This is a genomic window from Sphaerisporangium sp. B11E5, from assembly GCF_039871875.1.
Lineage (GTDB): Bacteria > Actinomycetota > Actinomycetes > Streptosporangiales > Streptosporangiaceae > Sphaerisporangium.
On record NZ_JBDPMD010000056.1, the window covers coordinates 31,315 to 56,320 of the forward strand.

Below are 25,006 nucleotides of genomic sequence, written 5' to 3' on the forward strand. Positions count from 1 at the left end.
GCGGATATGCCGGTGTCCCCCCGTACGGCGGCGCCGAGATCCGCCGTACCACGTCCCGCCGACGCGGCGCCGAGCAACAAGATGCCGCAAAGCGGCGAAAGAAGCGGCCTCGCGGCCGGATGATGCGCCGCACGGCGGGGACGCGGCTGCGGGCCCCCGCGGCCGGTCAACGATCAGGGGTCGGACCTGCTACGCCCCCACCCCCCACGGAGAACGACCAGGTGCGGGACCCGCCACAACCCACCCCCCACCCGACAACGACCAGGGACGGGACCCGCCACAACCCACCCCCCACCCGACAACGACCAGGGACGGGACCCGCCACAACCCCATCCCCTACCGAACATGGTGGGGGCGGGGGTTGTGGCAGGTGTCTCGTTGGTGGGGTTAGGGGCGGGATCTGCCTCGGACGGACTTGTGGATGATTTTCCACTTGCGGGTTTCCTCGGCGCGGAGGCGGGCGTCGCCGCGGCGGGCCATCCAGGCGGCTTCGCGTTGGAGTTTGCGCCAGCTCGCGAGGCGGCGTTCGGGGAGTTCGCCCTCTTCGACGGCGGTGAGGACGGCGCAGCCGGGTTCGGTCTCGTGGGCGCAGTCGGCGAAGCGGCAGTGGTCGGCGAGGTCTTCTATGTCGGTGAAGACCATGTCGACGCCTTGGCTCATCTCGTACATGCCCACGCGGCGGATGCCGGGGGTGTCGATGATCAGGCCGCCGCCGGGCAGGGGGACCAGCTCGCGGTGCACGGTGGTGTGGCGGCCTCGGCCGTCCACGGCGCGGACCTGCTGGGTTTCCATGACGTCCGTGCCGGCCAGGGCGTTGACCAGGGTGGACTTGCCGGCGCCGGAAGGCCCGAGGATCACGGCGGTGGCGGCGCCGGCGAGGTGGGCGCGTACGTCCTCCACGCCGTCGCCGTCGAGGGCGGAGACGGCGTGCAGGTCCACGCCGGGTGCGGCGGCGGCGACGTCGTCGAGCAGGCCGGGGAGGTGCTCGCCCATCAGGTCGGCCTTGGTGATGACCACGACGGGGCGGGCACCGCTCTCCCAGGCCAGGGCGAGCAGCCGTTCGATGCGGCCGAGCTCGGCGAAGTCGTCGCCGTGCACGGCGGGTTCCGCGACGAACACGACGTCGATGTTGGCGGCGAGCACCTGGCCCTGGGAGTCGCCGGACAGGCCGCCCCGCGAGTCCCGGCTGACGCCGCCGCGCACCAGGGCGGTGCGGCGCGGCAGGACCTCCCGCAGTTCGTGGCGGCCCTCGGGCAGCCACGTCAGCGCGGCCCAGTCGCCCACGCAGGGCAGGGCCACGGGATCCTCGGCCGAGGCGCGGCGCAGCCTGGCGGAGTACGGAGCTGTGTGGTGGCCGTCCGCGGCGATGACCTCGGCGGCACCGCGGTCGACGCGGGCCACCCGGGCGGGGACGGTGCCGCCCGGAAGATCGGCGGCGAGGGAGTCACGCCAGCCGAGGAGAGAAAGCTCATGACCGGTGGTGGTCACTGTAGGCACCCTTCGGGAACGGGTACCCGCGGCGTTCAGCTCTCGACGGGCACCCAGGAGGAACAGGACATGGGCATGCTCATCAGAAAGACCCGCATGTCGTGCTCACCTCCTGCCACGTCGAGGCCGCCTCCGGCCGAGGCGGCGAATCGCGCCAACCATACCGCGCGGACGCCCACCGCTCGCAAGCGTATTTCGCCAGGCGTGTCACTCCCCCGCCCTGTACCGTCCCGGCGCCACGGGGACAGCGGGACACGGGACCATGGGCCCGTGTCCCGCTGTCCGCCAGTGCGGTGTCCAGGAACGCACGCTCACCGGGTGGGGCGCCGTACGGCGGCGCCGGATTCGCCGTACTACGTCCCGCCGCGTCGGCGCCGATCACTGGTGCATCCCAGAGCAGGAGACATCCGTACGGCGGAAAGCGCGTCACTGACCGGTCATCGGCCTCGCCGTACCACGTCCCACCGCGTCGGCGCCGATCACTGGTGTATCCCGGAGCAGGAGACATCCGTACGCCGGGAAGTGCGTCACTGACCGGTCATCGGCCTCGCCGTACCACGTCCCGCCGTGCCGGCGCCGGAGGGAAAAGCCGGGGAAGCCGGGAAAAGCAGCGGCCGCCCGGCCGGCCTGAGTGGACATCTCAGCGCTAGCTCAGGCCCGGGGTGGGGAACTTGGCCGTCAGGGCGCTCACGTCGGCGTGGACGCGGGCGATGACGGACTCGGTGGCGTCGGCGTCGCCCTTGGCGAGGCTGGTGACCACCTCGTCCATCCAGGCGGCGATCTGGCGCATCTCGGACTCGGCCATGCCGCGGCTGGTGACGGACGGGGTGCCGATGCGGATGCCGGACGGGTCGAAGGGCTTGCGGGGGTCGAACGGGACCGTGTTGTAGTTGGTCTCCAGGCCGGCCCGGTCCAGGGCCTGGGCGGCGGGCTTGCCGGCGACGCCCTTCGAGGTGAGGTCGATCAGGATCAGGTGGTTGTCGGTGCCGCCGGAGATCAGGGTGAAGCCGCGGCTCGCGAGTTCCTCGGCCAGGGCCTTGGCGTTGGTCACGACCTGGTGGGCGTACGTCCTGAAGTCGTCGGTGGCCGCCTCGCGCAGCGCGACCGCGATGGCGGCCGTGGTGTGGTTGTGCGGGCCGCCCTGCAGGCCGGGGAAGACGGCCTTGTTCAGCGCCTTGGCGTGCTCGTCGTCGGACGCCATCAGCATGGCGCCGCGCGGGCCACGCAGCGTCTTGTGCGTGGTGGTGGTGATCACGTCGGCGTGGCCCACGGGCGAGGGGTGGGCACCGCCGGCGACCAGGCCGGCGATGTGGGCGATGTCGGCGGCCAGCACGGCGCCGACCTCGCGGGCGATCTCGGCGAACGCCGGGAAGTCGATGGTGCGCGGGATGGCCGTGCCGCCGCAGAAGATCAGCTTGGGGCGGTGCTCCAGCGCCAGGGAGCGCACCTCGTCCATGTCGATGCGGCCGGTGTCGCGGCGCACGCCGTACCGGACGGGGGTGAACCACTTGCCGGTGGCCGAGACCGACCAGCCGTGGGTGAGGTGGCCGCCGAACGGCAGGCCCATGCCCATGACGGTGTCGCCGGGGTTCAGGAACGCCAGGTAGACGGCGAGGTTGGCCGGCGAGCCGGAGTACGGCTGGACGTTGGCGTGGGCGACGCCGAACAGGGACTTGGCGCGCTCGACGGCCAGGGTCTCGATCTGGTCGATGACCTGCTGGCCCTCGTAGTAGCGCTTGCCGGCGTAGCCCTCGGAGTACTTGTTGGTGAGAACGGTGCCGGTGGCCTCCAGGACGGCCCTGGAGACATAGTTCTCGGACGGGATGAGTTTGACGGTGTCGGCCTGGCGCCGCTCCTCCGCCTTGATCAGCTCGGCGATCTCCGGGTCGACGTGGGAAAGAGAACTCATGGCCTAACTCCTTCGATGGCTCGCGAAGACTACGTCGGCACTCACGAAGACCCAGGCGCCCGGCCTCCGCAGTTCGCTCCCCGGTGGTGACCCACCCGCACGCGCCAGTCACGTATCCCTAAACGATAGCCGAGCCGCCGTTCCCGGCGGTGCGCCCCGCTGGCCACAGACGATCGAACTCGGCGTTGAGCGTGGCGCCGATGAGCACCGCGAGCGCCGTGATGTACAGCCACAGCAGCATCGCGATCGGCGCGGCCAGCGAGCCGTAGATGGACAGCGGCGTGAACCACGCGGCGAGCACGGCGCGCAGCACGGCGGCGCAGGGGATCCAGATGACCAGCGCGAGCAGCGCGCCGGGCACCTCGCGCCACCAGCGGGTGCGCACCGGCACGCTCAGGTGGTAAAGCAGCGTCAGCACCAGCACCGAGCCTAGGACGACCACCGGCCAGTAGAGGACCCCTACCAGCCCCCCGTAGCGGGGGAAGGTGTCCGCGAGCAGGGTGGGCCCGACCACCAGCACGGGGATGACGATCAGCCCCATGAGCAGCGCGGCGATGTAGAGGCCGAACGACAGGATGCGGGTGCGGATGATGCCCCGGGTCTCGCCGAGGCCGTAGGCGACGGAGATGACGTCGACGTAGACGAACAGGGCCCGCGAGCCCGACCACAGGGCGAGCAGGAAACCGACGGAGATCAGCGAGACCTGGCCGCCCTTGAGGATGTCGTCCACCAGGGGGCGCACCACGCGGTCGACGGCGTTGTCGCTGAACAGCAGCCGCGACTGGCTGAGCAGCCAGGCCCTGCTCTCGGCCACGGTGGCCGCGCCGATCACGGAGGTGAGGTTGCCGAGCAGGCCGATCAGGCCGAGCACGAACGGCGGGAGGGACAGCAGCGCGAAGAACGCCGCCTCGCCGGCGAGGCCGGTGACCCGGAAGTTGAACCCGGCGATCGAGGTGGCCTTCACGAGGGCCCAGAGGCGGGAGCCGCCAATGGCGCGTATGGGGCGCGAGGCACGGACCGCGGCGGTGTGGGCCCTCGCCCTGGTCCTCCACCGAAGGCTCCGCCTGGTCTTGGCCGACGCGTCGGCGGACGTCATGGCATCCAAAGGTATTCGCAACATGACCTCACCACGAGCCCGCCGTGTAACGATCGCGTCCGCGCCGACTCCCGGCCGACTACCCGAAGGACGGCCGCGCTATCCGCTGCCACGGCCACAGCTACCGATACTAGCCAGTTCCGGCTGCCCGGAAAGCACGGCCGGCGACGAATCCTCGCAGGTCGGGAGGCATGCGCGCACAATGGGAAGGTGATCTGCGAGGAATGCAAGGACGAACGCCACGAGGAGTGCCGCGACGGCTCATGGTGCGACTGCCAGCACCGCCCGCCCGGCGAGCCCGCCGAACCGCCGCTCGGCTGGCCCCGGCAGGGCTGAGCCGCGCGCCCCGTGTCCCCGGCGTACGAGCGGCACAGGCCCGGTTGAGCTGGGCCCGCGCGGGGGCGGCGTCCAAAGTGTGGACCTGATATTGGACATCTCAGACTGGGCGGGTATCGTCTAGGACATGCCAGTGGACCCGCTTCTCGTCGTGCGAAGGCACGTCGACTTCCTGCGTGTCCGCAGTGCCATCTGTTGTGACGCCCGTTGAACTGATCGTCGCACCCTGTTGACTCCGGCCAGGCCCAGTTCCTGACGGCAAGGGCGCGTAACGGGCGTTTTTTCATGCCCCCCGCACTCATCGGAGAGTCGGGCCGGCCTTCTGCCCGCGCGTCCGCGCCACCTGACCACAATCCCCGGCAAACCCGGCAAAGGACGCATCATGACCAGCCCGCCCCGGCCCGCCAACCGTCACCACAAGCGACCGCGCGGTGAGGGTCAGTGGGCTCTCGGGTACCGCGAGCCGCTGAACAAGAACGAGGAGAACAAGAAGAACGACGACGGGCTCAACGTCCGTCAGCGGATCATCGACGTCTACTCGAAGGCGGGATTCGACTCCATCGACCCCGCCGACCTTCGCGGCCGGTTCCGGTGGTACGGGCTGTACACCCAGCGCCGCCCGGGCATCGACGGCGGCAAGACGGCCATCCTGGAGCCGGAGGAGCTGGACGACCGCTACTTCATGTTGCGGGTCCGCATCGACGGCGGCCAGCTCAGCCTGGCGCAGCTCCGCACCGTCGCCGACATCGCCAACCGCTACGCCCGCGGCACGGCCGACGTCACCGACCGGCAGAACATCCAGCTCCACTGGGTGGAGATCGAGTCGGTGCCCGCCATCTGGGAGGCGCTGGAGGCGGTCGGGCTGTCCACCACCGAAGCGTGCGGCGACACCCCCCGCGTCATGCTGGGCTGCCCGCTGGCCGGGATCGACGCCGACGAGGTGATCGACGCCACCCCGCAGATCGAGGACACCGTCACGCGGTACATCGGCGACAAGGCGTTCTCCAACCTGCCCCGCAAGTTCAAGTCGGCGATGAGCGGCTGCCCGGCGCACTGCACCGTGCACGAGATCAACGACATCGCGTTCGTCGGCGTCGTGAACGACCAGGGCGAGAAGGGCTTCGACCTGTGGGTGGGCGGCGGCCTGTCCACCAACCCGATGATCGGCAAGCGGCTCGGCACGTTCGTCCGCCCCGAGCAGGTGCACGAGGTCTGGGCCGGCGTGGTCGGCATCTTCCGCGACTACGGCTACCGGCGGCTGCGGCACCGGGCCCGCATCAAGTTCCTGGTCAGCGACTGGGGTCCTGAGCGGTTCCGCGAGGTGCTGGAGAAGGAGTACCTCGGGTACACCCTGCCGGACGGCCCCGCGCCTGAGGCGCCGCGCGGCGGGCGGCGCGACCACGTGGGCGTGCACCCGCAGAAGGACGGCAACTTCTACGTCGGGTTCGCCCCCACCGTGGGCCGGGTGGACGGCGACACGCTCCACCGCATCGCCGACATCGCCGAGCGGCACGGCTCGGACCGGGTGCGCACCACCGTCGAGCAGAAGATGGTGATCCTGGACATCGCCCCCGGCGAGGTGGAGGGCACCGTCGCCGACCTGGAGGCGGCCGGGCTGCGGGTCACACCCAGCACGTTCCGGCGCCAGACCATGGCCTGCACCGGCATCGAGTACTGCAAGCTGGCGATCGTCGAGACCAAGGGCCTCGCCGCGGGGCTGATCGACGAGCTGGAGCGCCGGCTGCCCGATTTCTCCGAGCCGCTGACCATCAACGTCAACGGCTGCCCGAACTCCTGCGCCCGCATCCAGGTGGCGGACATCGGCCTGAAGGGCCAGCTCGTCACCGACGGCGGCGGCGCGCAGGTGGAGGGCTTCCAGATTCATCTCGGCGGCTCGCTCGGCACGTCCCCCGGCTTCGGACGCAAGATCCGCGGCCTGAAGGCCACCGCCGACGAGCTGCCCGACTACATCGAGCGCGTGCTGAAGAACTTCCAGGGCCAGAAGCTGGACGGCGAGACCTTCGCCGCCTGGGTTCAGCGCGCCGAGGAGGCGGACCTGCGATGAGGCAGGCGACCGGGGGCGAGGTGACCACGTGAGCGAGCGCGCGGTCCCGTTCCACTGCCCGTACTGCGGCGAAGAGGATCTCGAACCCTACGCCGGCGACGGCGGCTGGTACTGCCGATCCTGCGCTCGCGCTTTCACCGTGAAGTTCCTCGGCATCGGAGTGCGCTCGTGAGCGCCCGCCGGGGACGCGCCAACCCCCCGAGACCTGTGTTCACCGCGGCACCGCCTGACGTACGAGGAGAGAAGTGAGCCAGTCATGACACTTTTGGAGATCGAGTCACAGTTAGAGCGTCAGCGCGGCGTCCTCGACCTGCGGGGGATCGTGGACTCGGCGGCCCGTTTCCTTGAGGACGCGCCGGCCCGTGAGATCATCCGCTGGGCCGCCGCGACCTTCGGCGACCGCCTGTGCCTCACCTCCTCGATGACCGACGCCCTGCTGATCGATCTGGTCAGCCGGGTGAAGCCGGGCATCGACGTGCTGTTCATCGACACCGGTTACCACTTCGCCGAGACGATCGGCACCCGGGACGCCGTACAGCAGGTGTACGACGTCAACGTGATCAACGTGACGCCGTCGCGCACGGTGGAGGAGCAGGACCGCGAGCTCGGGCCGCGGCTGCATGGCCGCAACCCCGATCTGTGCTGCTTCCTGCGCAAGGTGGAGCCGCTCAACCGCGCCCTGGAGCCCTACCTGGCGTGGATCTCCGGGATCCGGCGCGACGAGTCGCCGACCCGGACCGGCACCAAGGTCGTGGAGTGGGACGCCAAGCGGCAGATGGTCAAGGTGAACCCCATCGCGCGGTGGACCCAGGAGGACGTCGACAACTACATGGCCGACAACGGGGTGATCGTCAACCCGTTGCAGTACGACGGGTACCCCTCCATCGGCTGCGCGCCCTGCACCCGCCGGGTGGCGGACGGCGAGGACCCGCGCAGCGGCCGGTGGGCCGGCATGGGCAAGACCGAATGCGGAATCCACCTCTGACCACCCGGCCTCGCATCCCAGGGGACGTCGCGGGCGCGGCGGGCACGCCGGCCACGGAGGGCACCGCCGGTCCGCGACGCCGGTCCCCCGGCTTCCCCGGCCGGCGGCCGGGCCTCGGCGGCGGGGCGCTCCCGCCGCTGGTCGCGGTGGCGCACGGCTCCCGCGACCCGCGCGCCGCCGCCACGGTGGAGGCCCTGCTCGCCCATGTGCGGCTCGCCCGTCCCGGCCTCGACGTGCGGGCCGCGTACCTCGACCACACCCGCCCGGCGCTCGGGGAGGCGCTCAGCGGGCTGGACGAGGCCGTGGTGCTGCCGCTGCTGCTCACCGAGGCCTACCACAGCAAGGTGGACATCCCCGCGGCCCTCGCCGAGGTCCGGCGTGCCCGCCCCAGGCTGCGGGTCCACCAGGGCGCCACGCTCGGCCCGCACCCGCTGCTGGTGGCCGCCCTGGAACGGCGGCTGTCCGAGGCCGGCGTGCGCGTCGGCGACCCCGGCACCGCGGTCGTCCTCGCCGCCGCCGGCTCGAGCGACCCCCGGGCCAACACGATCATCGCCCGCACGGCCACCGCGTGGGCGAACGCCCGCGGCTGGCACTCGGTGACCGCCGCGTACGCCTCCGCGGCCTCCCCCACCCCGCAGCAGGCGGTGCGGGGCCTCCTCGGCCGGCGCAGGCCCCCCCGGCGGGTCGTGGTCGCGCCGTACCTGCTGGCGGCGGGGCTGTTCGCGGAGAAGATCCACCGGGAGGCCCTCGCGGCGGGGGCGCACGCCGTCGCCGACCCCCTCGGGCCGGCACCCGAGCTGGCCGAGGTGCTGCTCGACCGCTACGCCGGCGTCGTACGGCCGGACGCCTGCCGCCGCCTCCTGCCGTCCTGACACCGGCGGCCCGGCCCGATCCTCTCCCGGCCCGTGTCCTGTACCGGCCGCGTGAATCCGCCGCGGGCGTGAACCCGATGCGCGCGTCGTGCCAATAAGTAGTGAGAGCAACGACGGGACGAGCGATCTGGTGAGGTATGACGACCGAGCTGACCGACGCGGCCCTGATCGAGAAATCACTCGGGGCGCCGGAGGTGTTCACCGAGGTTTTCGCCCGCCACGCCGACCAGGTGCACCGCTACCTGGCGCGGCGGGCCGGTCAGGACACGGCGGAGGATCTCGTGTCCGACACCTTCCTGACCGCCTTCGAGCAGCGGCACCGCTTCTCGGCGGAACGCAGCCCCACCGGGGCGCTGCCGTGGCTGCTCGGCATCGCGACCACCCTGCTGCGCGGCCACGGCCGGGCCGAGGCGCGCCGCTGGAAGGCGCTGACGCGCACCCCCCCGGACCTCGGGCTCGCCGAACCCTCACCGGCCGACCTGGTGGCCGAGCGTGTCGACGCCGGCGCCGTGGTGCGGTCGATCGCCCGCGCCCTCTCCGTCATGCCGGACGGCGACCGTGACGCCCTGCTGCTCTACGCCTGGGCCGACCTCAAGTACGAGGAGATCGCCGCGACGCTGGAGATCCCGGTCGGCACCGTGCGATCGCGGATCCACCGGGCCCGCGCCCAGTTGCGTGCGGCCATCATGACCACGACCTCGGAAGGCTGGTCCGCACGATGAACGAGATCGACCTGCTCGCGAGGCTCGGCGACGACGCGCCGCCCCTCTCGGACACGGCACGCCGCCGGGTCCACGACATGCTTCTCGCACGGGCCGAGGCCGCGGACACGGTGACCACGCCGCGTGCCCCCCGCGCACCCCGCCGGGGCCTGCGAGTCCTGGCCCTGGCGGGGACCGCGGTGGCCGCCGCCGCGGCGATCGCGGTGCCGCTCTCGCTCGGCACCCCCGCCTACGCGGTGGACAAGCTCCCCGACGGCACGGTGACCGTGCGCATCCACGAGTTCCTCGAACCGAAGAAGCTCCAGGCGAGCCTGCGGGACGCGGGCATCAGCGCCGAGGTGGACTACCTGCCCGTCGGCCAGGCCTGCCGGCAACCGAGAGGCGTCCAGCCCGCCACGGCCCAGCTCGCGGTGGAACAGCCGGCGGACGGGGGCCTCGCGTTCCGCATCCCGGCCGGTCAGGTGAAGCCCGGGCAGACGCTGGTCTTCGTCGCCACCTTCGCCGATGACGACCCGTCGCAGGCGGGGAGCATCGCCATGAGTGTCGTCGAGGGACGGGCGGCCCGCTGCACAGCCGTCCCCGCCCCGGCCGGCGACGGTGCGGTCAAGGTCGTCCCGATCCGGCCCGGCGAGGCGCAGCCGGGTACTCCGGCCCGCCCCTGAGACCGCACCACGGCCTCCCAGGGTGCCACCAGCTCCCTGGGAGGCCGTATCCCCCACGTTCAGGGCCTGCCCGGAACCCCCTCTCCCGCCGGACGCTCATATAACTCGATAAACCCCTGAAGACCATGTCGGAGAAGGTGTTTTCGTCCGGCAGAAAAGACCGCGACAGCCCGTCGGGGAAGCCCGGTGACTCCTCCACAGGACGGCCGGGGCCGCTGTGTCGTGAAGCGTGCGAAAAAACGGAAAGGGCCCCGGTCTCCCGAGGCCCTCTCTTATGGTTGCCGTCAAAGAACTGCCGGCGTGATTACCACCACGCGCCGCCCCAGACCGCCAGGTACGGGGCCGGGCATGTCATGGTGTGGTTCCACGTGCCGTAGTAGATGGGCGAGGTGAAGTAGTAACGGTACCCATTGTTGCAGTCGAGGTAGACGCGGTAGCCGGCCGCGTCGCTGGTGCAGGTCATGTACATGCTCGCACCGGAGGTGTAACCGTTGTAGCAGGTGCCCGCGAACGGCGTGGTCTGGCCGCTTGCCACCGCGGCGCTGCCCCCCGACCTCGACCGTGTCTGCTTGGTGGAAACGGCGGTCTTGACGCTGCCGGAATCCGACGTGCTGACTACGCTCGCCCCCGGGGCCGCGGTGCTTCCGGACGTGGCCGAGGCACCCGCCACGGGCAGGACGCCGAAAGTCATGACGAGCGCGGTCGCGGCTGTGCCGACCATGTCCTGATCTTCACACGTTTTCCCTTCTTGTGCGCCTGATGGTGCCCGAATACCCCCACACCCCGTGTGAGCTGGGGCTATCCGCTCGGGCGATATTCCGGTCGAACACGCCCGAGTCGCTTAAGAACGAGAATGCGCCCCCAGGAAGTGAATATCAATTAGCCTTCTGGGTAACCTTTCACGGGCGATCCAGAACGTCATACAAGGCCCTCGCCCCTACGCATTCGGCGACCCGTGACGCTTTCTCAGCACCGACGTCTGGTAGACGTAAGCCACCAATCCGGCCTGCAGCCGTGATTCCAGACCGAGTACGTGGAGAATCCTGGCCGTATGCGCCTTCACCGTGTGCTCGGTAACGGTCAGCCGGATCGCGATCTGCTTGGTCGACATCCCCTTCCCCAGCAGGAAGAACACGTCCATCTGACGGGGGGTGAGCAGCTCGACGGAGGAACTCCACTCGTCGCCCAGAAGATCCTGGAACGTTTCCATTGCACCCTCCTGTTCTCCGTCTCCGCACGGCAAGACAGCGGACATGAAAGGGAGACGTGCTTTGGAGCCGGCGGGACCCCCACCCCCGCGCCGGCGGAGGGCGGCAGCGTATCACCGCCATACCGTCGCAACAACAGGATCTTACTGAGTGTTTGACTGCGTCCGTCACGCGCACAATATTTCATGAACCAGATGACGTGCCAACAGCCGGAAGCGCTCCTATTTCCCACGATCATTCGCACGCCGGCCGCACACCGCGCGAAAATATGCGGTGACGGTATCCGAAAAGCGCGGCGGCGACGATGGGCGACTGTTTTCGGGCCACCGGTACGAAATTCGGCCCGGCGGCGGCCGCGGTTCCGTCCACCGCGGCGGCCCTGCGCCGCCTCCTCCGCGCTCCGTCCCCGGGGGCTTGAAAAGTGATATCACTTTGCTATGGTTGTGCCAGACACACCGAGTGGAGGGAACAAGATGGTCGCGAAGGAGATCGAAGGCGTCGTCGTCGAGATGCCGGAGGCGCGGGTCAGTGAGCGGACGGCGCCCAACGTGTCCGGGTGGCTGATGGTCGTGGTCGTGCTGCTGACGCTGGCGGCGGGGATCGCGTTGCTCATCTCGTGGCAGTGGCCGTGGCTGGGGGTGCTCGGGATCCTGCTGGTGCTGGTGGCGATGGTGCTCAGCAGCGGGCTGATGGCGATCGCGCCGGGGCAGGCGCGGGTGGTGCAACTGCTCGGGCGGTACATCGGGACGGTGCGGACCGACGGGCTGCGATGGACGATCCCGTTCACGCAGCACCGCAAGGTGTCCACGCGGATCCGCAACCACGAGACGGGGGTGTCCAAGGTCAACGACGTGGACGGCAACCCGATCGAGATGGCGGCCGTGGTGGTGTGGCGGGTGGAGGACACCGCGAAGGCGGCGTTCGAGGTGGATGACTTCGTGGAGTTCGTGGCGATCCAGACCGAGACCGCGGTCCGGCACATCGCGGGCAGCTACCCGTACGACTCCTCCGACGAGACGCTGCTGTCGCTGCGGGAGAACGCGGACGAGATCACCGGCAAGCTGTCGGCGGAGATCTCGGCGCGGGTGGAGTCGGCCGGCGTGCTGGTCATCGAGTCCCGGATCACGCGGCTGGCGTACTCGCCCGAGATCGCGCAGGCCATGCTGCGCCGCCAGCAGGCGGGCGCGGTGGTCGCGGCCCGGCGGCAGATCGTCGAGGGGGCGGTGGGCATGGTCGAGGAGGCCCTGCACCGGCTGGACGCGGCCGACGTCGTCGACCTGGACGACGAGCGCAAGGCGACAATGGTCAGCAACCTGCTCGTCGTGCTGTGCGGTGACCGGGACGTACAGCCGGTCGTCAACACCGGCTCGCTGTACCAGTGAGCGAGCGTAAGAAAATCCTCCTGCGACTCGACCCCGCCGTCCACGACGCCATCGCGCGCTGGGCAGGCGACGAACTGCGCAGCACCAACGCCCAGATCGAGTTCCTGCTCCGCCGGGCGCTGGCCACCGCCGGGCGCCTGCCCGGCGACGTGGGACGGATGGCCAGACGTGGCCGTCCCCCCAAAAGGGACACCGGCGACGCCGGGTCCCCGCCGACCGACGCCGAGGACGCACCAGAGGACTGACGATGGAACTGCCCCACACCCTGCCGGAACGGCTCTTCCTGCTCGCCTACGACATCGAGAAGCGGCGGCTCACCTCCCGCTCCCGGCTCGGCTTTCTGATGCGCGCCGCCATCCTGGCCGAGCTGCTCATCCAGGGCCACATCGCCGACGCGACCGGCGGGCCGGTGGCGCGGGCGCAGGCGGTGCCCGACCCGATGCTCGACGAGATGCTCCAGCAGATCGCGTCCTCGCGGCGCCGGAGCTGGCAGCACTGGGTCGGCAAGCGGAACCGCCAGGCGATACACCAGGTGCGCGACCGCCTGGAGCGGGACCGCTGGATCCGCGTGGAACGGCGGCGCATCCTCGGGATCTTCCCCCACACCGTGGTCACCGTCCGCGACACCCGCGTGGTCCGCCGCCTGCTCGCCACCGTGTCGAGCGCCGTCCGCGGCGGCACCCCCGTCGCCCGCATGAGCCGCCGCGACGCCGCCCTGGTGGCCCTCGCCGCCATGGCCCGCCTGCGCGCCGGCCTCCCCCGCGCCGACTGGCGCGCCGCCCGCACCCGCGTCGACACCCTGGGCGACACCGTCGCCCCCATCCCCCGAGCCCTCCGCAAGGCCATCGAGGCCGCCGAGTCCGCCGCCGCGGCGGCCGGCTGATCCTCCCGGCGCCGTCCCGCCGTCCGCCCGCGCGTACGGCGGGACACGCGTGCCCGGGTAATGAGTGGCGGCGCGCGAAGCCTGCGGTCACAGTGGAGACGTGCCGGAGGACAACTTCGACGAACACATCGCCGCCACGTACGAGGCCAAGTGGCCGGAGCTGTTCGAACCGGCGGCCGTCGACCCGGTCGTCGGGTTCCTCGCCGGCCTGGCCGGCTCGGGTGCCGCCCTCGAACTCGGCGTCGGCACGGGCCGCATCGCCGTGCCGCTCAGCGCGCGGGGCGTCCCGGTGCACGGCATAGAGCTGTCGGCGGCCATGGCGGCCCGGCTGCGGGCGCGGCCGGACGCGGGGAACGTCGGCCTCACCCTCGGCGACTTCGCCACCACCCGGGTGGACGGCACGTTCACGCTGGCCTACCTGGTGCGCAACACCATCACGAACCTCACCATGCAGGACGAGCAGGTGCGGTGCTTCCGCAACGTCGCGGCGCACCTCGCCCCCGGCGGCCGTTTCGTCATCGAGGTGTACGTCCCTGAGCTGCGGCGCCTCCCGCCCGGCCAGACCGTGCATCCGTTCACCGTGACCCCGGAGCACCTCGGCTTCGAGGAGTACGACTTCGCGTCGCAGATCGCGTACTCGCACCACTACTGGGTGGTGGACGGGCGGCTGGAGACCTACTCGACCCCGCACCGCTACGTATGGCCGTCCGAGCTGGACCTCATGGCGCGGCTCGCCGGGATGACCCTGCGGGAACGGTGGGCCGGCTGGGACCGGGAACCCTTCACCGGCGACAGCAGGAGTCACGTCTCGGTCTGGGAGATGCCCGCCTTGAGGTGATGAGGTGTTTCCTCCCCAGGGAGGATCGTCGGGAGGCATCCGCGCGCTAGATTCGGGGCATGACCGATCCGGGTGGAATGCGAGCTTCGGATGCCGAGCGTGAGGCCGTGGTGGAGCGGTTGCGAGAGGCGTCGGTGGAGGGACGGCTGACGCTGGCCGAACTGACCGACCGCACGGAGGCCGCTTATCTCGCCGCCACCCACGCCGAGCTCGCCCAGATCACCGCGGACCTGCCGGACGCGGGTCCGGGGCAGGTGCCGTTCCCCGCGCCGCCGGCCAGACCGGGCAAGACGCGGCGGTGGTACGTCGCCGTCATGGGGGACACCAAGCGGCGCGGCAAGTGGCGGGTGGACCAGGAGATCGGCGCGGTCGCGGTGATGGGGGACGTCACGATCGACCTGCGTGAGGCCGAGGTGCGGTCCAGGGAGATCGACATCGTGGCCACCGCGGTGATGGGCGACGTGAAGATCATCGTGCCGGACGGGGTGGACGTGGACCTCAGCGGCGTCGCGTTCATGGGCGACAAGAAGGTCAACGTCATCGAGGCCCCGCCAGGGCACAACGCCCCCGTGGTCCGGGTCCGCGCGTACGCCGTGATGGGCGACGTCAAGGTCGTCGGCGACTCCAAGGCCAAACCGATCTCCCGCGCCCTGTTCGCGTGGAGCGAGTGGTGGCTGGAGCGCCGCGGTGAGCTGCGCCGCGGCTTCGGCGAGGAGCTCCACTCCGCGCACCGCGAGCTGCGCCACGAGCTCCGCGAGGCCCGCCGCCACATGCGGCACGGGCACTCCTTCCCCCCGCCGCCGCCCCCGCCGCCGGACGTCATCCCGCCACCGGAGCCGCCGAAGCCGCCGGGCTGGTGAGCCGTCAGGGGCCGGAGAGTGCCGGCGCCGCGGTGAGGACGTCCGCCGCCAGGGCGGCGTCGCCCGTGACGTCGGCGGGGAACGTGGCGGGTGCGCCGCGGCCGCCGAGCAGGAAGCAGAACGCGACGGTGTCGCACGTGATGGAGACGTCTGAGGGCTGACCCTCGTGGGGCATGGCAACCGCGGACAGGTCGAGCGGAACGTGCCAGGTGCCGCCGCCCGGGCCGGTGAGACGCAGCCGCAGCGCCTTCGCGCCGGGGGTCATGCCGGACAGGGCCATGGTCCAGGGCACCAGGCGGGCGCAGAAGTCCGCGGTCGGGTGGATGTGGGCCGGCAGGGGGCGGGGCAGCGGGACGCCGAGCACGGTGGCGGCGTCGTCGGTGTGGATCCAGGTCTCCAGCATGCGGGCCAGCAGGTGGTCGCCCACGGGCAGGCTGATGCCGCCGGGGCCGACCGGGACGGTGGCGTCCATCGTGACGGCGCGGGCGCAGATGGCCTCGGCCTGGGCCCGCCAGTCGGCGCGGGTCTCCTGGGGGTCGCGGTCCCGCTGGTAGGCGATCACGTCGGCGGTGCGGGACAGCACCTCGTCGGCCGCGATCGGCGGCCCGGTGACCGGCACGCCCATGGCCGCGGCCACCAGGCCGTCGGTGGCGGCAAGGTGGGCGACCAGCTCCTGCAGCGTCCAGCCCTCCACGATCCGCTCGGCCCAGTCGGCGGGTGTGGCGCCGGCCAGCAGGGCGTCCATGGCGGCGACCCGGGCGGCGTACGACACGGCGAAGCCTTCGGTCACGGCGGGCCTGCGCCTGCCGCGCGCGGCGGCGAGCAGGCGCTCCCGCGCCCCCGCAGGCGGCTCGGCCGCGGTCTCGGCGAAGGCGTCGAGCGCCAGCCGGGTGACCCGCTCGGGACCGGGGCCGGAGGGGGTGCCGGGCCCGGGTGGTTCGTCGGGGGCCACGTCACACCTCCTCGTCCGCGAGAGCGTCGGCCAGTTTGCGCAGTCCCAGGCGGATGCGGGACTTGACGGTTCCCTCGGGGAGTCCGAGCTCCTCGGCCGTCTGCCGGTAGGTACGGCCACGGTAGTACGCGAGTTCGATCGCCTCGCGCAGCCCCCCGGGCAGGCGGCTGACGGCGGTGCGGACGCGGGCGGCCTCGTCGGCGGCGAGGATCCAGTCCTCCAGCGGGCTCGGCTCGGGCTCGGCGAGGCGCGGGCCGAGGGCGGAGACACGGCGGCGTTCCTCGGCGCGGACGTGGTCGACGGCCCGGCGGTGGGCGATGGTGGCGAGCCAGGAACGCAGGGAGCCCCGGTCGGGGTCGAAGGCCAGCGGACGCTCCCAGAAGGTGACGAAGACCTCCTGCACGATGTCCTCGGCCACGGGCCGGTCGCGGGTGACCCGCAGCGCGAGCCCCAGCACGAGTGGATACAGCCGTTCGTGCAACTCCCCGAGCGCACTTTCGTCCCCGCCCACGACACGCTGATGCAGCGACCGGTCATCGGTGGTCCCCGCCGCCTCCAACGGCTTCACCCCTCCTTCGGTCAGACACCCGAGCATTTCATTGTTCCGGGGAAATGTTGAGATGGATGGCGAAGCACATCGGATAAGCGCCCGAAGCGTAGACGATCGCCCCTGATGTCCCGGAGGTTCCTTTGACGCACGACGTCTTCAACCAGGTCCCCCCGCACGCCGGCCACGACGTGTCCGCCGACCCAGCGCTGGTGGAGGGACTGCGGCGCGCGTCCGCCGACTGGGCACTCGGGGAGCTGCGCGGCCTCGGCACACTCGCCGGTTCGCCCCGCGCCCAGGAGTGGGGGCGCCTCGCCAACGACAACCCGCCGGTGCTGCGCACCCACGACCCCTACGGCCACCGCGTCGACGAGGTGGAGTTCCACCCCGCGTGGCACGACCTGATGGCGGTGGCCGTGGAGCACGGCCTGCACGCGGCGCCGTGGGCGGCCGCCCGGCCCGGGGCCCACGTGGCGCGGGCGGCCAAGTTCTACGTGTGGTCGCAGGTCGAGGCGGGCCACGGCTGCCCGATCTCGATGACGTACGCCAGCGTGGCGGCGCTGCGCCACTCCCCCGCGCTCGCCGCCGAGTGGGAACCGCTGCTGGAGTCGCGCAGCTACGACTTCGGCCTGCGCCCCGCGTCCGCCAAGCGCGGCGTGCTCGCCGGCATGGCCATGACCGAGAAGCAGGGCGGCTCCGACGTCCGCGCCAACACCACCACCGCCGAACCCCTCGCCGACGGCACCTACGCCCTCACCGGCCACAAGTGGTTCAACTCCGCCCCCATGTGCGACGTGTTCCTGGTGCTGGCCCAGGCCCCCGGCGGCCTGTCGTGCTTCCTGCTCCCCCGCGTGCTCCCGGACGGCACCCGCAACGCCATGCGCATCATGCGCCTCAAGGACAAACTCGGCAACCGCTCCAACGCCTCGGCCGAGGTCGAGTACGACCGGGCGATCGCCCACCTGGTCGGCGAGGAGGGCCGCGGCGTGCGCACCATCATCGAGATGGTCAACATGACCCGCCTGGACTGCGTCATAGGCTCCGCCGCCGGCATGCGCCTCGGCGTCACCCGCGCCACCCACCACGCCGCCCACCGCACCGCCTTCGGCCGCCCCCTGATCGACCACCCCCTGATGCGCAACGTCCTCGCCGACCTGACCGTCGAATCCGAAGCCGCCACCGCCGTGATGCTCCGCCTGGCCGAAGCCACCGACAACGCCATCCGCGGCGTCACCACCGAAAGCGCCCTCCGCCGCACGGCCCTGGCCGCCGCCAAGTACTGGGTCTGCAAACGCGCCCCCGCCCACGCCGCCGAGTCCCTGGAATGCCTCGGCGGCAACGGCTACGTCGAGGAGTCCCAGATGCCGAGACTGTTCCGCGAGTCTCCCCTGAACGGCATATGGGAGGGCTCCGGCAACGTTGCCGCGCTGGACCTGCTCCGCTCCATCGTCAAGGAACCCGACAACCTGGACGCCTTCTTCGGCGAGGTCGACCAAGCCAAGGGCGCCGACGTCCACCTGGACACGGCCGTCCGCGAAGCCAAGGACTCCCTGGCGGACCCCGCGACCCTGGAATACCGAGCCCGCCACGTCGCCGAACGCCTCGCCCTCGTCCTCCAGGCATCCCTGCTGGTCAGATACAGCCCGGCGCCGATCGCGGACGCCTTCTGCGCCTCCCGCCTCGGACCCGGGCGAAGCCTGGCGTACGGCAACCTCCCCTCCGGTGTGGACTCCGGAGCGATCATCGAGAGGGCCGGTGTGAAGATCGCTTGAGCTGGAACGGGTGGTCCGAATGAGCCAGTTCGCGGACCACCCATCAAGCGGTCAGCCCGGCCGCCCCCCTCCGCAGAGAAAGATCACTAGCGAAGAGCGTGCCAGGTTTCTCGTGCACCCAGTCGTGCCGCTGGAGGTCAGGGCTTGATGAGGACCTTGAGGCTCTTGCGGTCGGCCATGTGCTGATAGCCGGCTGGGACGCCGTCGAGGCCGGTCGTGGCGTCGAACACCTTCCCCGGCTCGATGGTGCCGTCCAGGATGTCGGGCATCAGTTCCTCGATGTAGGCCCGGACCGGCGCGGGTCCGCCGGTCAGGCGGAGGTTGTGGCGGAAGAGGGCGCCGAAGCCGATCGGCGCGTCCTCGTACTGGGGGACGCCGACGCGGCTGATGACGCCGCCCGGGCGGACGACACCGAGGGCCTGCCGGTAGGCGGGCATGGTGCCGACGGCCTCCAGGACCACGTGGGTGCCGTGCCCGCCGGTCAGCTCGCGGACCTGGGCGATGCCTTCCTCGCCGCGGGCGGAGACGACGTCGGTGGCGCCGAACTCGCGGCCGAGGTCGGTGCGGGGCTGGTGGCGTCCCATCAGGATGATCTGCTCGGCGCCGAGGCGCCTGGCCGACAGGACCGCCAGCAGGCCGACGGCGCCGTCACCGATCACGGTGACGCGGGTGCGCGGGGTGACGCCGCCGGCCACGGCGGCGTGGTGGCCGGTGCCGAACACGTCCGAGAGTGTCAGCAGGGACGGCATGAGGGCCGAGTCCGCTTCGACGGGGAGCTTGACCAGGATGCCGTCGGCGAGCGGGACGCGGACCGCTTCTGCCTGGCCGCCCTCGAACGACGAGCCGCCCCAGAAGCCGGCTTGCGGGTGAGCGCAGGAGGTGTGCAGGCCCTCGCGGCAGAACCGGCAGGTGTTGTCGGAGATGGCGAACGGCGCCACGACCAGGTCGCCCCGGTTGAGGGTGGTCACCTCCGGGCCGGTGTCCTCGACGATGCCGATGAACTCGTGCCCCATCCGGGCCGGGCCGTCTTCCGGCTTCATCGAGCCGTAGGGCCACAGGTCGCTGCCGCAGATGCAGGACGCGATGACGCGGACCAGCGCGTCGGTGGGCAGCTTGACGACCGAGTCGGGTACCTGCTCGACGCGGACGTCGCCGGCGCCGTACATCAGGGTTGCACGCATCAGAAGGTCTCCGTTTCAGACGGTTGTTTGTCTCGGGCGGTGCGGGGGTGCGTCCGACGTGCTGATCCCAGGGAACCCGCCGGGCCGCGCGCGAGGCAGAGCGCTTTTACAGGGGGGACAAGCTCAACCCCCCTTACCGCCGCCACCTGCGCGAACCCGCGACTACCGTGGAGGGCATGGACCACCGCGCGCAGATCCGGGACTTCCTCGCCACCCAGCGCGCCAAGCTCACCCCTGAGCAGGTCGGGCTGCCCGCCGGCGGCCGGCGCCGGGTTCCCGGGCTGCGCCGCGAAGAGGTCGCGGTGCTGGCCGGCGTGAGCACCGAGTGGTACACCCGGCTGGAGAAGGGCCACATCAACGGCGTGTCAGAAGAAGTGCTCGACGCGGTCGCCCTGGCCCTGCGCCTGAGCCAGGACGAACGCACCTACCTGTTCGACCTGGCCCGCGCCGCCCGGCCCGCCCGCCGCGCGCCCTCGCGCCGCAAGGACGTCCAGGTCCCGCCGCGGGTCCAGTGGCTGCTGGACTCCATGACGATGTCCGCGGCGTTCGTACGCGACAGCCGCCAGGACATCGTCACCTGCAACGCGCCGGCCCGGGCCCTGCTCGCGCCGGTCTTCGACAGCCCTGCCACCACGCGGCACGGCCGCGCCAACCTCGCCCCGCTACGTCTTCCTCGACCCGGGCTCCCAGCAGTTCTTCGTCGACTGGGACGAGGCCGCCGTCGTCAGCGCCGCGCTGCTGCGCGCCGAGGCCGGACGTGAGCCCCATGACCGCACCCTGCGCGACCTCGTCGGTGAGCTGTCCACGCTCAGCACCGAGTTCCGCAGCCGGTGGGCCGTCCACGACGTGCGTGTCCGCCACGACGGCAGCAAGCGGCTGTGGCATCCCCAGATCGGCGACCTGGAGCTGACCTACCAGTCTCTCGACCTGCCCATGTCCAACCGGACGGTGTACGGCCTCACCATCTACACCGCCGAACCGGGCAGCACCTCAGAGGAGCGGCTCAAGCTCCTGGCCAGCCTGGCAGCCACCCAGCCGGCACACTGAACCGCGCCGGGATCTCACCCGGATCAAGACGGCGCGGGAAGGCTTCGGTGCACCTGGAACGGCGCGAAGCTCTGGGAGACGGGCATGAGCTCGATGACGTTGATGTTGACGTGCGGCGGCAGCGATGCCGCCCATGTCACGGCCTCGGCGATGTCGGCGGGGCCGAGTGGCCGCATTCCGGCGTAGAGGGCCTCGGCCCGCTCCCGATCCCCGCCGAACCGTACGGTGGAGAACTCCGTGTCCCCGCACATCCCGGGTTCGACGCAGGTGACGCGGACGCCTGTGCCGTGCAGGTCACTTCGCAGGTTCTGGCTGAACTGGTGGACGAACGCCTTGGTCGCGCCGTAGACGTTGCCGCCGGGGTAGGGGTAGGTGCCGGCGACCGAGCCCACGTTGACCACGTGGCCACGGCCGCGTGCCACCATGCCGGGGAGGATCGCCCGGGTGCAGTACATGAGGCCCCTGCAGTTGGTGTCGAGCATCTGGTCCCAGTCGTCCAGGTCGGCGTCTTGGGCGGGTCGCAGTCCCTTGGCGAGGCCGGCGTTGTTGACCAGCAGGTCGATCTCGGCGAACTCGGCCGGCAGAGCGGCGATCGCGTGCTCGACCGCGGTCCTGTCCCGGACGTCCAGTCCGAGCGGGTGGACGGTGTCCGGGTGGTCGGCCGCCACCTGGGCGAGCAGGTGCGCTCTGCGCGCCGACGCGACGACGCGGGCGCCGCCGGCCGCGAGGCGGCGGGTGATCGCGGCGCCGAAGCCGCTGCTTGCGCCGGTCACGAACGCGGTCATGGTCACAGGGCCCATCGCTCCCGGGGGATCGAGTCGAGGAACTTGCTCAGCGCCTCGTTGAATTCGGCCGGCCGTTCGAGGTTGGGCATGTGGGCGGTGTCCTCGATGACGACGAGGGCGGAGCCCGGGATGACCTCGTGCATGAGCCGGGCGTCAGCGATCGGGGTGAACTCGTCGTCGCTGCCGACGACGATGAGCGTGGGCACGCGGACGCGCGACAGTGACGCCCTGTAGTCGGGGCGCTCGGCGCGGCCGCGCAGCGCGGCGGCCGCGCCCTCCGGGGGTGTTCTCCGCATCATTCCGAGGACATGCTCGGCCACCGCGGGGAACCGCCGGATGTTGGCCGGTGCCACCATCGTGGCCAGGACCTCCTCCGCGTAGCCTCCCATACCCTCCCGGAGCAGCCGGTCGGCCGTGGCGTCGCGGACCCGCCTGCCTTCTTCGGTCTCCGCCTGCGGGGCGGTGTCGGCGAGCACCAGCCCGCGCAGCCGGTCCGGGAACAGGCGATGGAACTCCATGACGATCTGTCCGCCCATGGACAGGCCGCCGAGGACGATCTCCGCGACGCCGAGGTGGTCGAGAAGGCCGGCGATGTCCTCGGCGAAGGTCTGCAGCGGCGTCTTGCCCGGGACGACGGTGCTGTGGCCGTAGCCGCGCAGGTCCGGGACGATGACCCGGCGCCCGTCCCAGGCGAAGTGCTCGACCTGGGGCGCCCACATCGAGCGGTCGAAGGGGTGCCCGTGGACGAGCACCAGCGGCGGCCCGGTGCCCTCGGGGTTGTGGTCGTCATAAGCGATGGCGATCTGCCCGGTGATGAAGGTGTCCACCCGTGAATCTCCTGTTCGGCCAGGCTTGACAGCTCAATGCTATTGAGGCCAATATCTCGGTGCAATAGCTGAATTGCACTCGGAGCAATGTCAGTCGGAGAGTCGGAGACGAGATGGACGACTTCCGGCGGATCGCGGACGTGCTCGCGGCGGAGATCACCTCCGGGCGGCTCAGGCCCGGGGAGCGGCTACCGCCGCAGCGGCAGTTCGCCCGCAGGCACGGCATCGCCGGCTCCACCGCGGCGAGGGTGTACGGCGAGCTGATCCGCCGCGGCCTCGCGGTCGGCGAGGTCGGGCGCGGCACCTTCATCCGCGCCGCCGCGCCGTTCAGCGAGCCCGCGCTCGCCGAGCCGGCCCGGGCACGGGTGGACCTGGAGCTGAACTTCTCCATGCCCCCGGAGCAACCCGCCCTCCTGGCGGAGAGCCTGGGCGGAATGCTGCGTCCCGACGTGCTGGCGGACGCGCTCGCCCCCATGGGCGCGGCGGGTACGCCGGCGGTGCGGGAGGCGGCGGCCGCGATGCTGTCCCGTCCGGGCTGGATCCCCGGCCCCGGACGCCTGCTGATCGCGGGCAACGGGCGGCAGGCGATCGCCGCCGCGCTCGCGGCACTCGTCCCGGCCGGTGACCGCCTCGGCGTCGAGGAACTGACCTACCCGCTGGTCAAGGGCATCGCCACCCGCCTCGGCATCACACTGGTCCCGCTCGCCATGGACGACCACGGGGTGCTCCCGGACGCCATCCGATCGGCCGGGCCGCTGCGTGCCGTCTACCTCCAGCCGACACTCCACAACCCGCTCGGCGTCACCATGCCGGAACGGCGGCGCGCCGAGATCGCCGCCACTCTCCGAGAGCTCGGGATCCACGCGGTCGAGGACGGCATCTACGCGTTCCTCCACGAGGATCGACCGCCGCTGGCCGCGTTCGCGCCGGAACACGTCATCCTCGTCGACAGCCTGTCGAAGCGCGTGGCGCCGGGTCTGACCGTCGGCTTCGCGGTGACACCGGCGGCGATCGGCGACCGGGTCGCCTCGGCGCTGCGCTCAGGCGGCTGGACCGCTCCGCGGTTCGCCGTGGAGGCCGCGACGCGATGGCTCACCGACGGCACCGTCGCCGCCCTCCGAGAGATCAAACGCCGCGACGCGGCGGCACGCCAAGGGCTCGTGCGTGAGCACCTCGCCGAGTTCGCCGTCGAGGCCGACCCGCAGGCCTTCCACTGCTGGTGGCGCCTGCCCGACCCATGGCGGGCCGACACCTTCGTCGCGGCCGCCGCCCGTCGTGGCATCGCGGTCACCCCCGGCGCCGCCTTCACCGTCGTCACGGCCCACGCGCCCAACGCCGTCCGTCTGGCCCTGTCGGCACCACCGCCCGGCACCCTCGCCACGGCGCTGGCGACTCTCGCCGCGCTGGCCAGGAGCGTCCCCGAGGACACCGAGGTCGAGTAGGAGCAGACCACGCTCATCGGCGACAGCGGGCCGCGGGACGTAGAGGCAGGAACGGCTGGTCCGGATGACGCGGTCACGGCCCGAGGCGACCGCGCTGGTCACCGACGATGCCGAACCGTTTCGATCGAGCCGGCCGGCGCGGGGGGAGCCTGACCGCCGGATGGCCGGTACGGTGAGACGGCGCCGGTTCCGCACCCGGCGGACGTCGCGGATGTAAATTTCACTGCCCGTCAGCGTGACCGCGAGTGAACGTCGGCTTAGGTAGAGGTAGTGCTCCCCTGCCGCTGCCACGTCGCGAGGGGCCGATGCGTGCCCTTGACAGGCCGGTCTCTGTCGCGTTTGCTCCGCCGTACTGTCGTCTGCGACCTGTGTCACGAGGCGGAGCAGGAGGACCTGATGTTAGCGCTAACAATTCAATCGGTTCGACTCCCTCCCCACTGGACCCTGATGTCGCCCAGCCGCAGTTCGTGATCGAGAGAGGGGGCATGATGCCACCCGGCAGCCTGCGAAAGATCCTCGCGATCGATGCGAGCGCGTCGATCGCCCTGCCCCGGCCTGCCGGCGCCGCCGACGCCGCCGCGCAGGACCCGTTCCGCGCCGGCACGACCTGCCTCATCAGCGTCATCCACGACCGGTCCGGCCTCACCCAGGCACCCGGCGGCACCACCGACGCCGGGACCATGCGGCGCTGGACGTACACCTCAGGCAAGGTGTACGGCGACAGGTGCCTGGACACCTACGGGCAGGGCACCGCCAACGGCACCCAGGCGATCATCTGGGACTGCGACGGGCAGGCCGGCCAGGAACGGAGCCTGCGCAGTTGACTCCGGTCAGGCGTTCGCCACATGGGCGCCGGCCGTCACCGCACACCATTCACCCCCCGGAGTAGACATGCATCCTCCCTCCGTTTCTCCCCCTGACCGTGAGCGTCATCGACGGCGCCCGCGGGCGGCGGTCGCGCTGACCCTGATGACGGCGCTCGCCACGTTCATCGTCACCGCTGTCACCTGGGCGGTGCCGGCTTCGGCGGCGGCGCCTTTGGTGAGCCAGCCGTCGGGACGCTGCCTGGACGCCGCGGGCAACTCCAGCACGCAGGGAACGGCGTTGCAGATCTGGGACTGCGGCGGCCAGGCCGGCCAGTCCTACG

26 protein-coding genes, 2 pseudogenes and 1 riboswitch are annotated in these 25,006 nt (G+C 71.4%); of the genes and pseudogenes, 18 read left to right on the top strand and 10 right to left on the bottom strand.

Annotation, left to right across the window (positions count from 1 at the left end):
* Nucleotides 1-387: 387 nt before the first annotated feature.
* The 3 genes from rsgA to ABGB17_RS33445 form a co-directional block, all read right to left on the bottom strand.
* Nucleotides 388-1,488, bottom strand: a complete 1,101-nt coding sequence (gene rsgA, locus ABGB17_RS33435; protein ID WP_347637342.1) for a ribosome small subunit-dependent GTPase A — start codon at nt 1,486-1,488, stop codon at nt 388-390.
* A 646-nt stretch (nt 1,489-2,134) separates the two neighbouring features.
* A complete protein-coding gene (gene glyA, locus ABGB17_RS33440) occupies nt 2,135-3,397 on the bottom strand; it encodes a serine hydroxymethyltransferase (RefSeq protein ID WP_347637344.1) in 1,263 nt (420 codons plus the stop codon).
* A gap of 42 nt (nt 3,398-3,439) precedes the next feature.
* Nucleotides 3,440-3,519: riboswitch (ZMP/ZTP riboswitch) on the bottom strand.
* Nucleotides 3,516-4,361 (bottom strand): YhjD/YihY/BrkB family envelope integrity protein, encoded by an 846-nt coding sequence (locus ABGB17_RS33445; RefSeq protein WP_347637345.1) that lies wholly within the window; start codon nt 4,359-4,361, stop codon nt 3,516-3,518. (Overlaps the previous riboswitch by 4 nt.)
* 342 nt (nt 4,362-4,703) lie before the next feature.
* On the opposite strand from ABGB17_RS33445, the gene ABGB17_RS33450 reads away from it, so the two are divergent.
* The 7 genes from ABGB17_RS33450 to ABGB17_RS33480 all read left to right on the top strand — a co-directional run bounded on the left by ABGB17_RS33450 (nt 4,704) and on the right by ABGB17_RS33480 (nt 10,135).
* Entirely contained in the window at nt 4,704-4,829 is a 126-nt protein-coding gene (locus ABGB17_RS33450) for a hypothetical protein (RefSeq protein WP_347637347.1), read from the top strand.
* A gap of 382 nt (nt 4,830-5,211) precedes the next feature.
* Nucleotides 5,212-6,894, top strand: a complete 1,683-nt coding sequence (locus ABGB17_RS33455; RefSeq protein WP_347637348.1) for a nitrite/sulfite reductase — start codon at nt 5,212-5,214, stop codon at nt 6,892-6,894.
* Between the two features lie 28 nt (nt 6,895-6,922).
* Entirely contained in the window at nt 6,923-7,066 is a 144-nt protein-coding gene (locus ABGB17_RS33460; RefSeq protein WP_347637350.1) for an Insertion element protein, read from the top strand.
* Nucleotides 7,067-7,150: 84 nt separating this feature from the next.
* Nucleotides 7,151-7,879 (top strand): phosphoadenylyl-sulfate reductase, encoded by a 729-nt coding sequence (locus tag ABGB17_RS33465; protein ID WP_347637351.1) that lies wholly within the window; start codon nt 7,151-7,153, stop codon nt 7,877-7,879.
* The gene (locus tag ABGB17_RS33470) at nt 7,861-8,751 is read left to right on the top strand and encodes a sirohydrochlorin chelatase (RefSeq protein WP_347637353.1); all 891 of its coding nucleotides are present in this window, start codon (nt 7,861-7,863) and stop codon (nt 8,749-8,751) included. Before ABGB17_RS33465 ends, ABGB17_RS33470 begins: the two co-directional genes overlap by 19 nt.
* Before the next feature lie 137 nt (nt 8,752-8,888).
* Entirely contained in the window at nt 8,889-9,473 is a 585-nt protein-coding gene (locus ABGB17_RS33475) for an RNA polymerase sigma factor (protein WP_347637354.1), read from the top strand.
* Nucleotides 9,470-10,135 (top strand): hypothetical protein, encoded by a 666-nt coding sequence (locus ABGB17_RS33480; protein ID WP_347637356.1) that lies wholly within the window; start codon nt 9,470-9,472, stop codon nt 10,133-10,135. Before ABGB17_RS33475 ends, ABGB17_RS33480 begins: the two co-directional genes overlap by 4 nt.
* A 304-nt stretch (nt 10,136-10,439) precedes the next feature.
* Here the strand turns inward: ABGB17_RS33480 and ABGB17_RS33485 are convergent, their stop codons facing one another.
* Both ABGB17_RS33485 and ABGB17_RS33490 read right to left on the bottom strand, forming a co-directional pair.
* The gene (locus ABGB17_RS33485) at nt 10,440-10,856 is read right to left on the bottom strand and encodes a hypothetical protein (RefSeq protein ID WP_347637357.1); all 417 of its coding nucleotides are present in this window, start codon (nt 10,854-10,856) and stop codon (nt 10,440-10,442) included.
* Nucleotides 10,857-11,072: 216 nt separating this feature from the next.
* A complete protein-coding gene (locus ABGB17_RS33490) occupies nt 11,073-11,345 on the bottom strand; it encodes a helix-turn-helix transcriptional regulator (protein WP_347637359.1) in 273 nt (90 codons plus the stop codon).
* A gap of 471 nt (nt 11,346-11,816) precedes the next feature.
* Here ABGB17_RS33490 and ABGB17_RS33495 point away from each other — a divergent pair, with 471 nt between their 5' ends.
* The 5 genes from ABGB17_RS33495 to ABGB17_RS33515 all read left to right on the top strand — a co-directional run bounded on the left by ABGB17_RS33495 (nt 11,817) and on the right by ABGB17_RS33515 (nt 15,306).
* A complete protein-coding gene (locus ABGB17_RS33495) occupies nt 11,817-12,725 on the top strand; it encodes an SPFH domain-containing protein (RefSeq protein WP_347637360.1) in 909 nt (302 codons plus the stop codon).
* Complete coding sequence (locus ABGB17_RS33500; protein ID WP_347637361.1) at nt 12,722-12,970, top strand: hypothetical protein; 249 nt, start codon at nt 12,722-12,724, stop codon at nt 12,968-12,970. The genes ABGB17_RS33495 and ABGB17_RS33500 overlap by 4 nt, the downstream gene beginning before the upstream one ends.
* Nucleotides 12,971-12,972: 2 nt before the next feature.
* Nucleotides 12,973-13,608 (top strand): GPP34 family phosphoprotein, encoded by a 636-nt coding sequence (locus ABGB17_RS33505; RefSeq protein WP_347637362.1) that lies wholly within the window; start codon nt 12,973-12,975, stop codon nt 13,606-13,608.
* Between the two features lie 100 nt (nt 13,609-13,708).
* Nucleotides 13,709-14,446, top strand: a complete 738-nt coding sequence (locus ABGB17_RS33510; RefSeq protein WP_347637363.1) for a class I SAM-dependent methyltransferase — start codon at nt 13,709-13,711, stop codon at nt 14,444-14,446.
* A gap of 77 nt (nt 14,447-14,523) precedes the next feature.
* Complete coding sequence (locus ABGB17_RS33515) at nt 14,524-15,306, top strand: DUF1707 domain-containing protein (protein WP_347637365.1); 783 nt, start codon at nt 14,524-14,526, stop codon at nt 15,304-15,306.
* Nucleotides 15,307-15,310: 4 nt separating this feature from the next.
* Here the strand turns inward: ABGB17_RS33515 and ABGB17_RS33520 are convergent, their stop codons facing one another.
* Nucleotides 15,311-16,258, bottom strand: coding sequence for a maleylpyruvate isomerase family mycothiol-dependent enzyme (locus ABGB17_RS33520; protein ID WP_347637367.1), 948 nt, complete (start codon nt 16,256-16,258; stop codon nt 15,311-15,313).
* Nucleotide 16,259: 1 nt separating this feature from the next.
* On the bottom strand, nt 16,260-16,826 hold the full coding sequence (locus ABGB17_RS33525; protein ID WP_347637369.1) for a sigma-70 family RNA polymerase sigma factor: 567 nt from the start codon (nt 16,824-16,826) through the stop codon (nt 16,260-16,262).
* A 122-nt stretch (nt 16,827-16,948) separates the two neighbouring features.
* Between ABGB17_RS33525 and ABGB17_RS33530 the strand changes: the two genes are divergently transcribed.
* The gene (locus ABGB17_RS33530) at nt 16,949-18,577 is read left to right on the top strand and encodes an isovaleryl-CoA dehydrogenase (RefSeq protein WP_347637371.1); all 1,629 of its coding nucleotides are present in this window, start codon (nt 16,949-16,951) and stop codon (nt 18,575-18,577) included.
* A 137-nt stretch (nt 18,578-18,714) separates the two neighbouring features.
* On the opposite strand, the gene ABGB17_RS33535 is transcribed toward ABGB17_RS33530, so the two are convergent.
* Nucleotides 18,715-19,758, bottom strand: a complete 1,044-nt coding sequence (locus ABGB17_RS33535; RefSeq protein WP_347637372.1) for an alcohol dehydrogenase catalytic domain-containing protein — start codon at nt 19,756-19,758, stop codon at nt 18,715-18,717.
* 176 nt (nt 19,759-19,934) lie between these two features.
* Between ABGB17_RS33535 and ABGB17_RS33540 the strand changes: the two are divergent.
* Both ABGB17_RS33540 and ABGB17_RS33545 read left to right on the top strand, forming a co-directional pair.
* Nucleotides 19,935-20,342: pseudogene (locus ABGB17_RS33540) on the top strand (helix-turn-helix domain-containing protein); the annotation flags it as partial.
* A 40-nt stretch (nt 20,343-20,382) separates the two neighbouring features.
* Nucleotides 20,383-20,805 (top strand): hypothetical protein, encoded by a 423-nt coding sequence (locus ABGB17_RS33545; RefSeq protein ID WP_347637382.1) that lies wholly within the window; start codon nt 20,383-20,385, stop codon nt 20,803-20,805.
* A gap of 23 nt (nt 20,806-20,828) precedes the next feature.
* Here the strand turns inward: ABGB17_RS33545 and ABGB17_RS33550 are convergent, their stop codons facing one another.
* Nucleotides 20,829-21,605 carry an SDR family oxidoreductase gene (locus ABGB17_RS33550; RefSeq protein ID WP_347637374.1) on the bottom strand — a complete coding sequence of 259 codons (777 nt, stop codon included), beginning with the start codon at nt 21,603-21,605 and terminating at the stop codon, nt 20,829-20,831.
* A complete protein-coding gene (locus tag ABGB17_RS33555) occupies nt 21,593-22,417 on the bottom strand; it encodes an alpha/beta fold hydrolase (RefSeq protein WP_347637376.1) in 825 nt (274 codons plus the stop codon). Before ABGB17_RS33555 ends, ABGB17_RS33550 begins: the two co-directional genes overlap by 13 nt.
* Nucleotides 22,418-22,530: 113 nt before the next feature.
* Between ABGB17_RS33555 and ABGB17_RS33560 the strand changes: the two genes are divergently transcribed.
* From ABGB17_RS33560 to ABGB17_RS33570, 3 genes and pseudogenes are all read left to right on the top strand, one after another.
* On the top strand, nt 22,531-23,859 hold the full coding sequence (locus tag ABGB17_RS33560) for a PLP-dependent aminotransferase family protein (RefSeq protein WP_347637377.1): 1,329 nt from the start codon (nt 22,531-22,533) through the stop codon (nt 23,857-23,859).
* Between the two features lie 467 nt (nt 23,860-24,326).
* On the top strand, nt 24,327-24,683 hold the full coding sequence (locus ABGB17_RS33565) for an arabinofuranosidase catalytic domain-containing protein (protein WP_347637379.1): 357 nt from the start codon (nt 24,327-24,329) through the stop codon (nt 24,681-24,683).
* Between the two features lie 67 nt (nt 24,684-24,750).
* Nucleotides 24,751-25,006, top strand: a pseudogene (locus tag ABGB17_RS33570) (hypothetical protein); the annotation flags it as partial.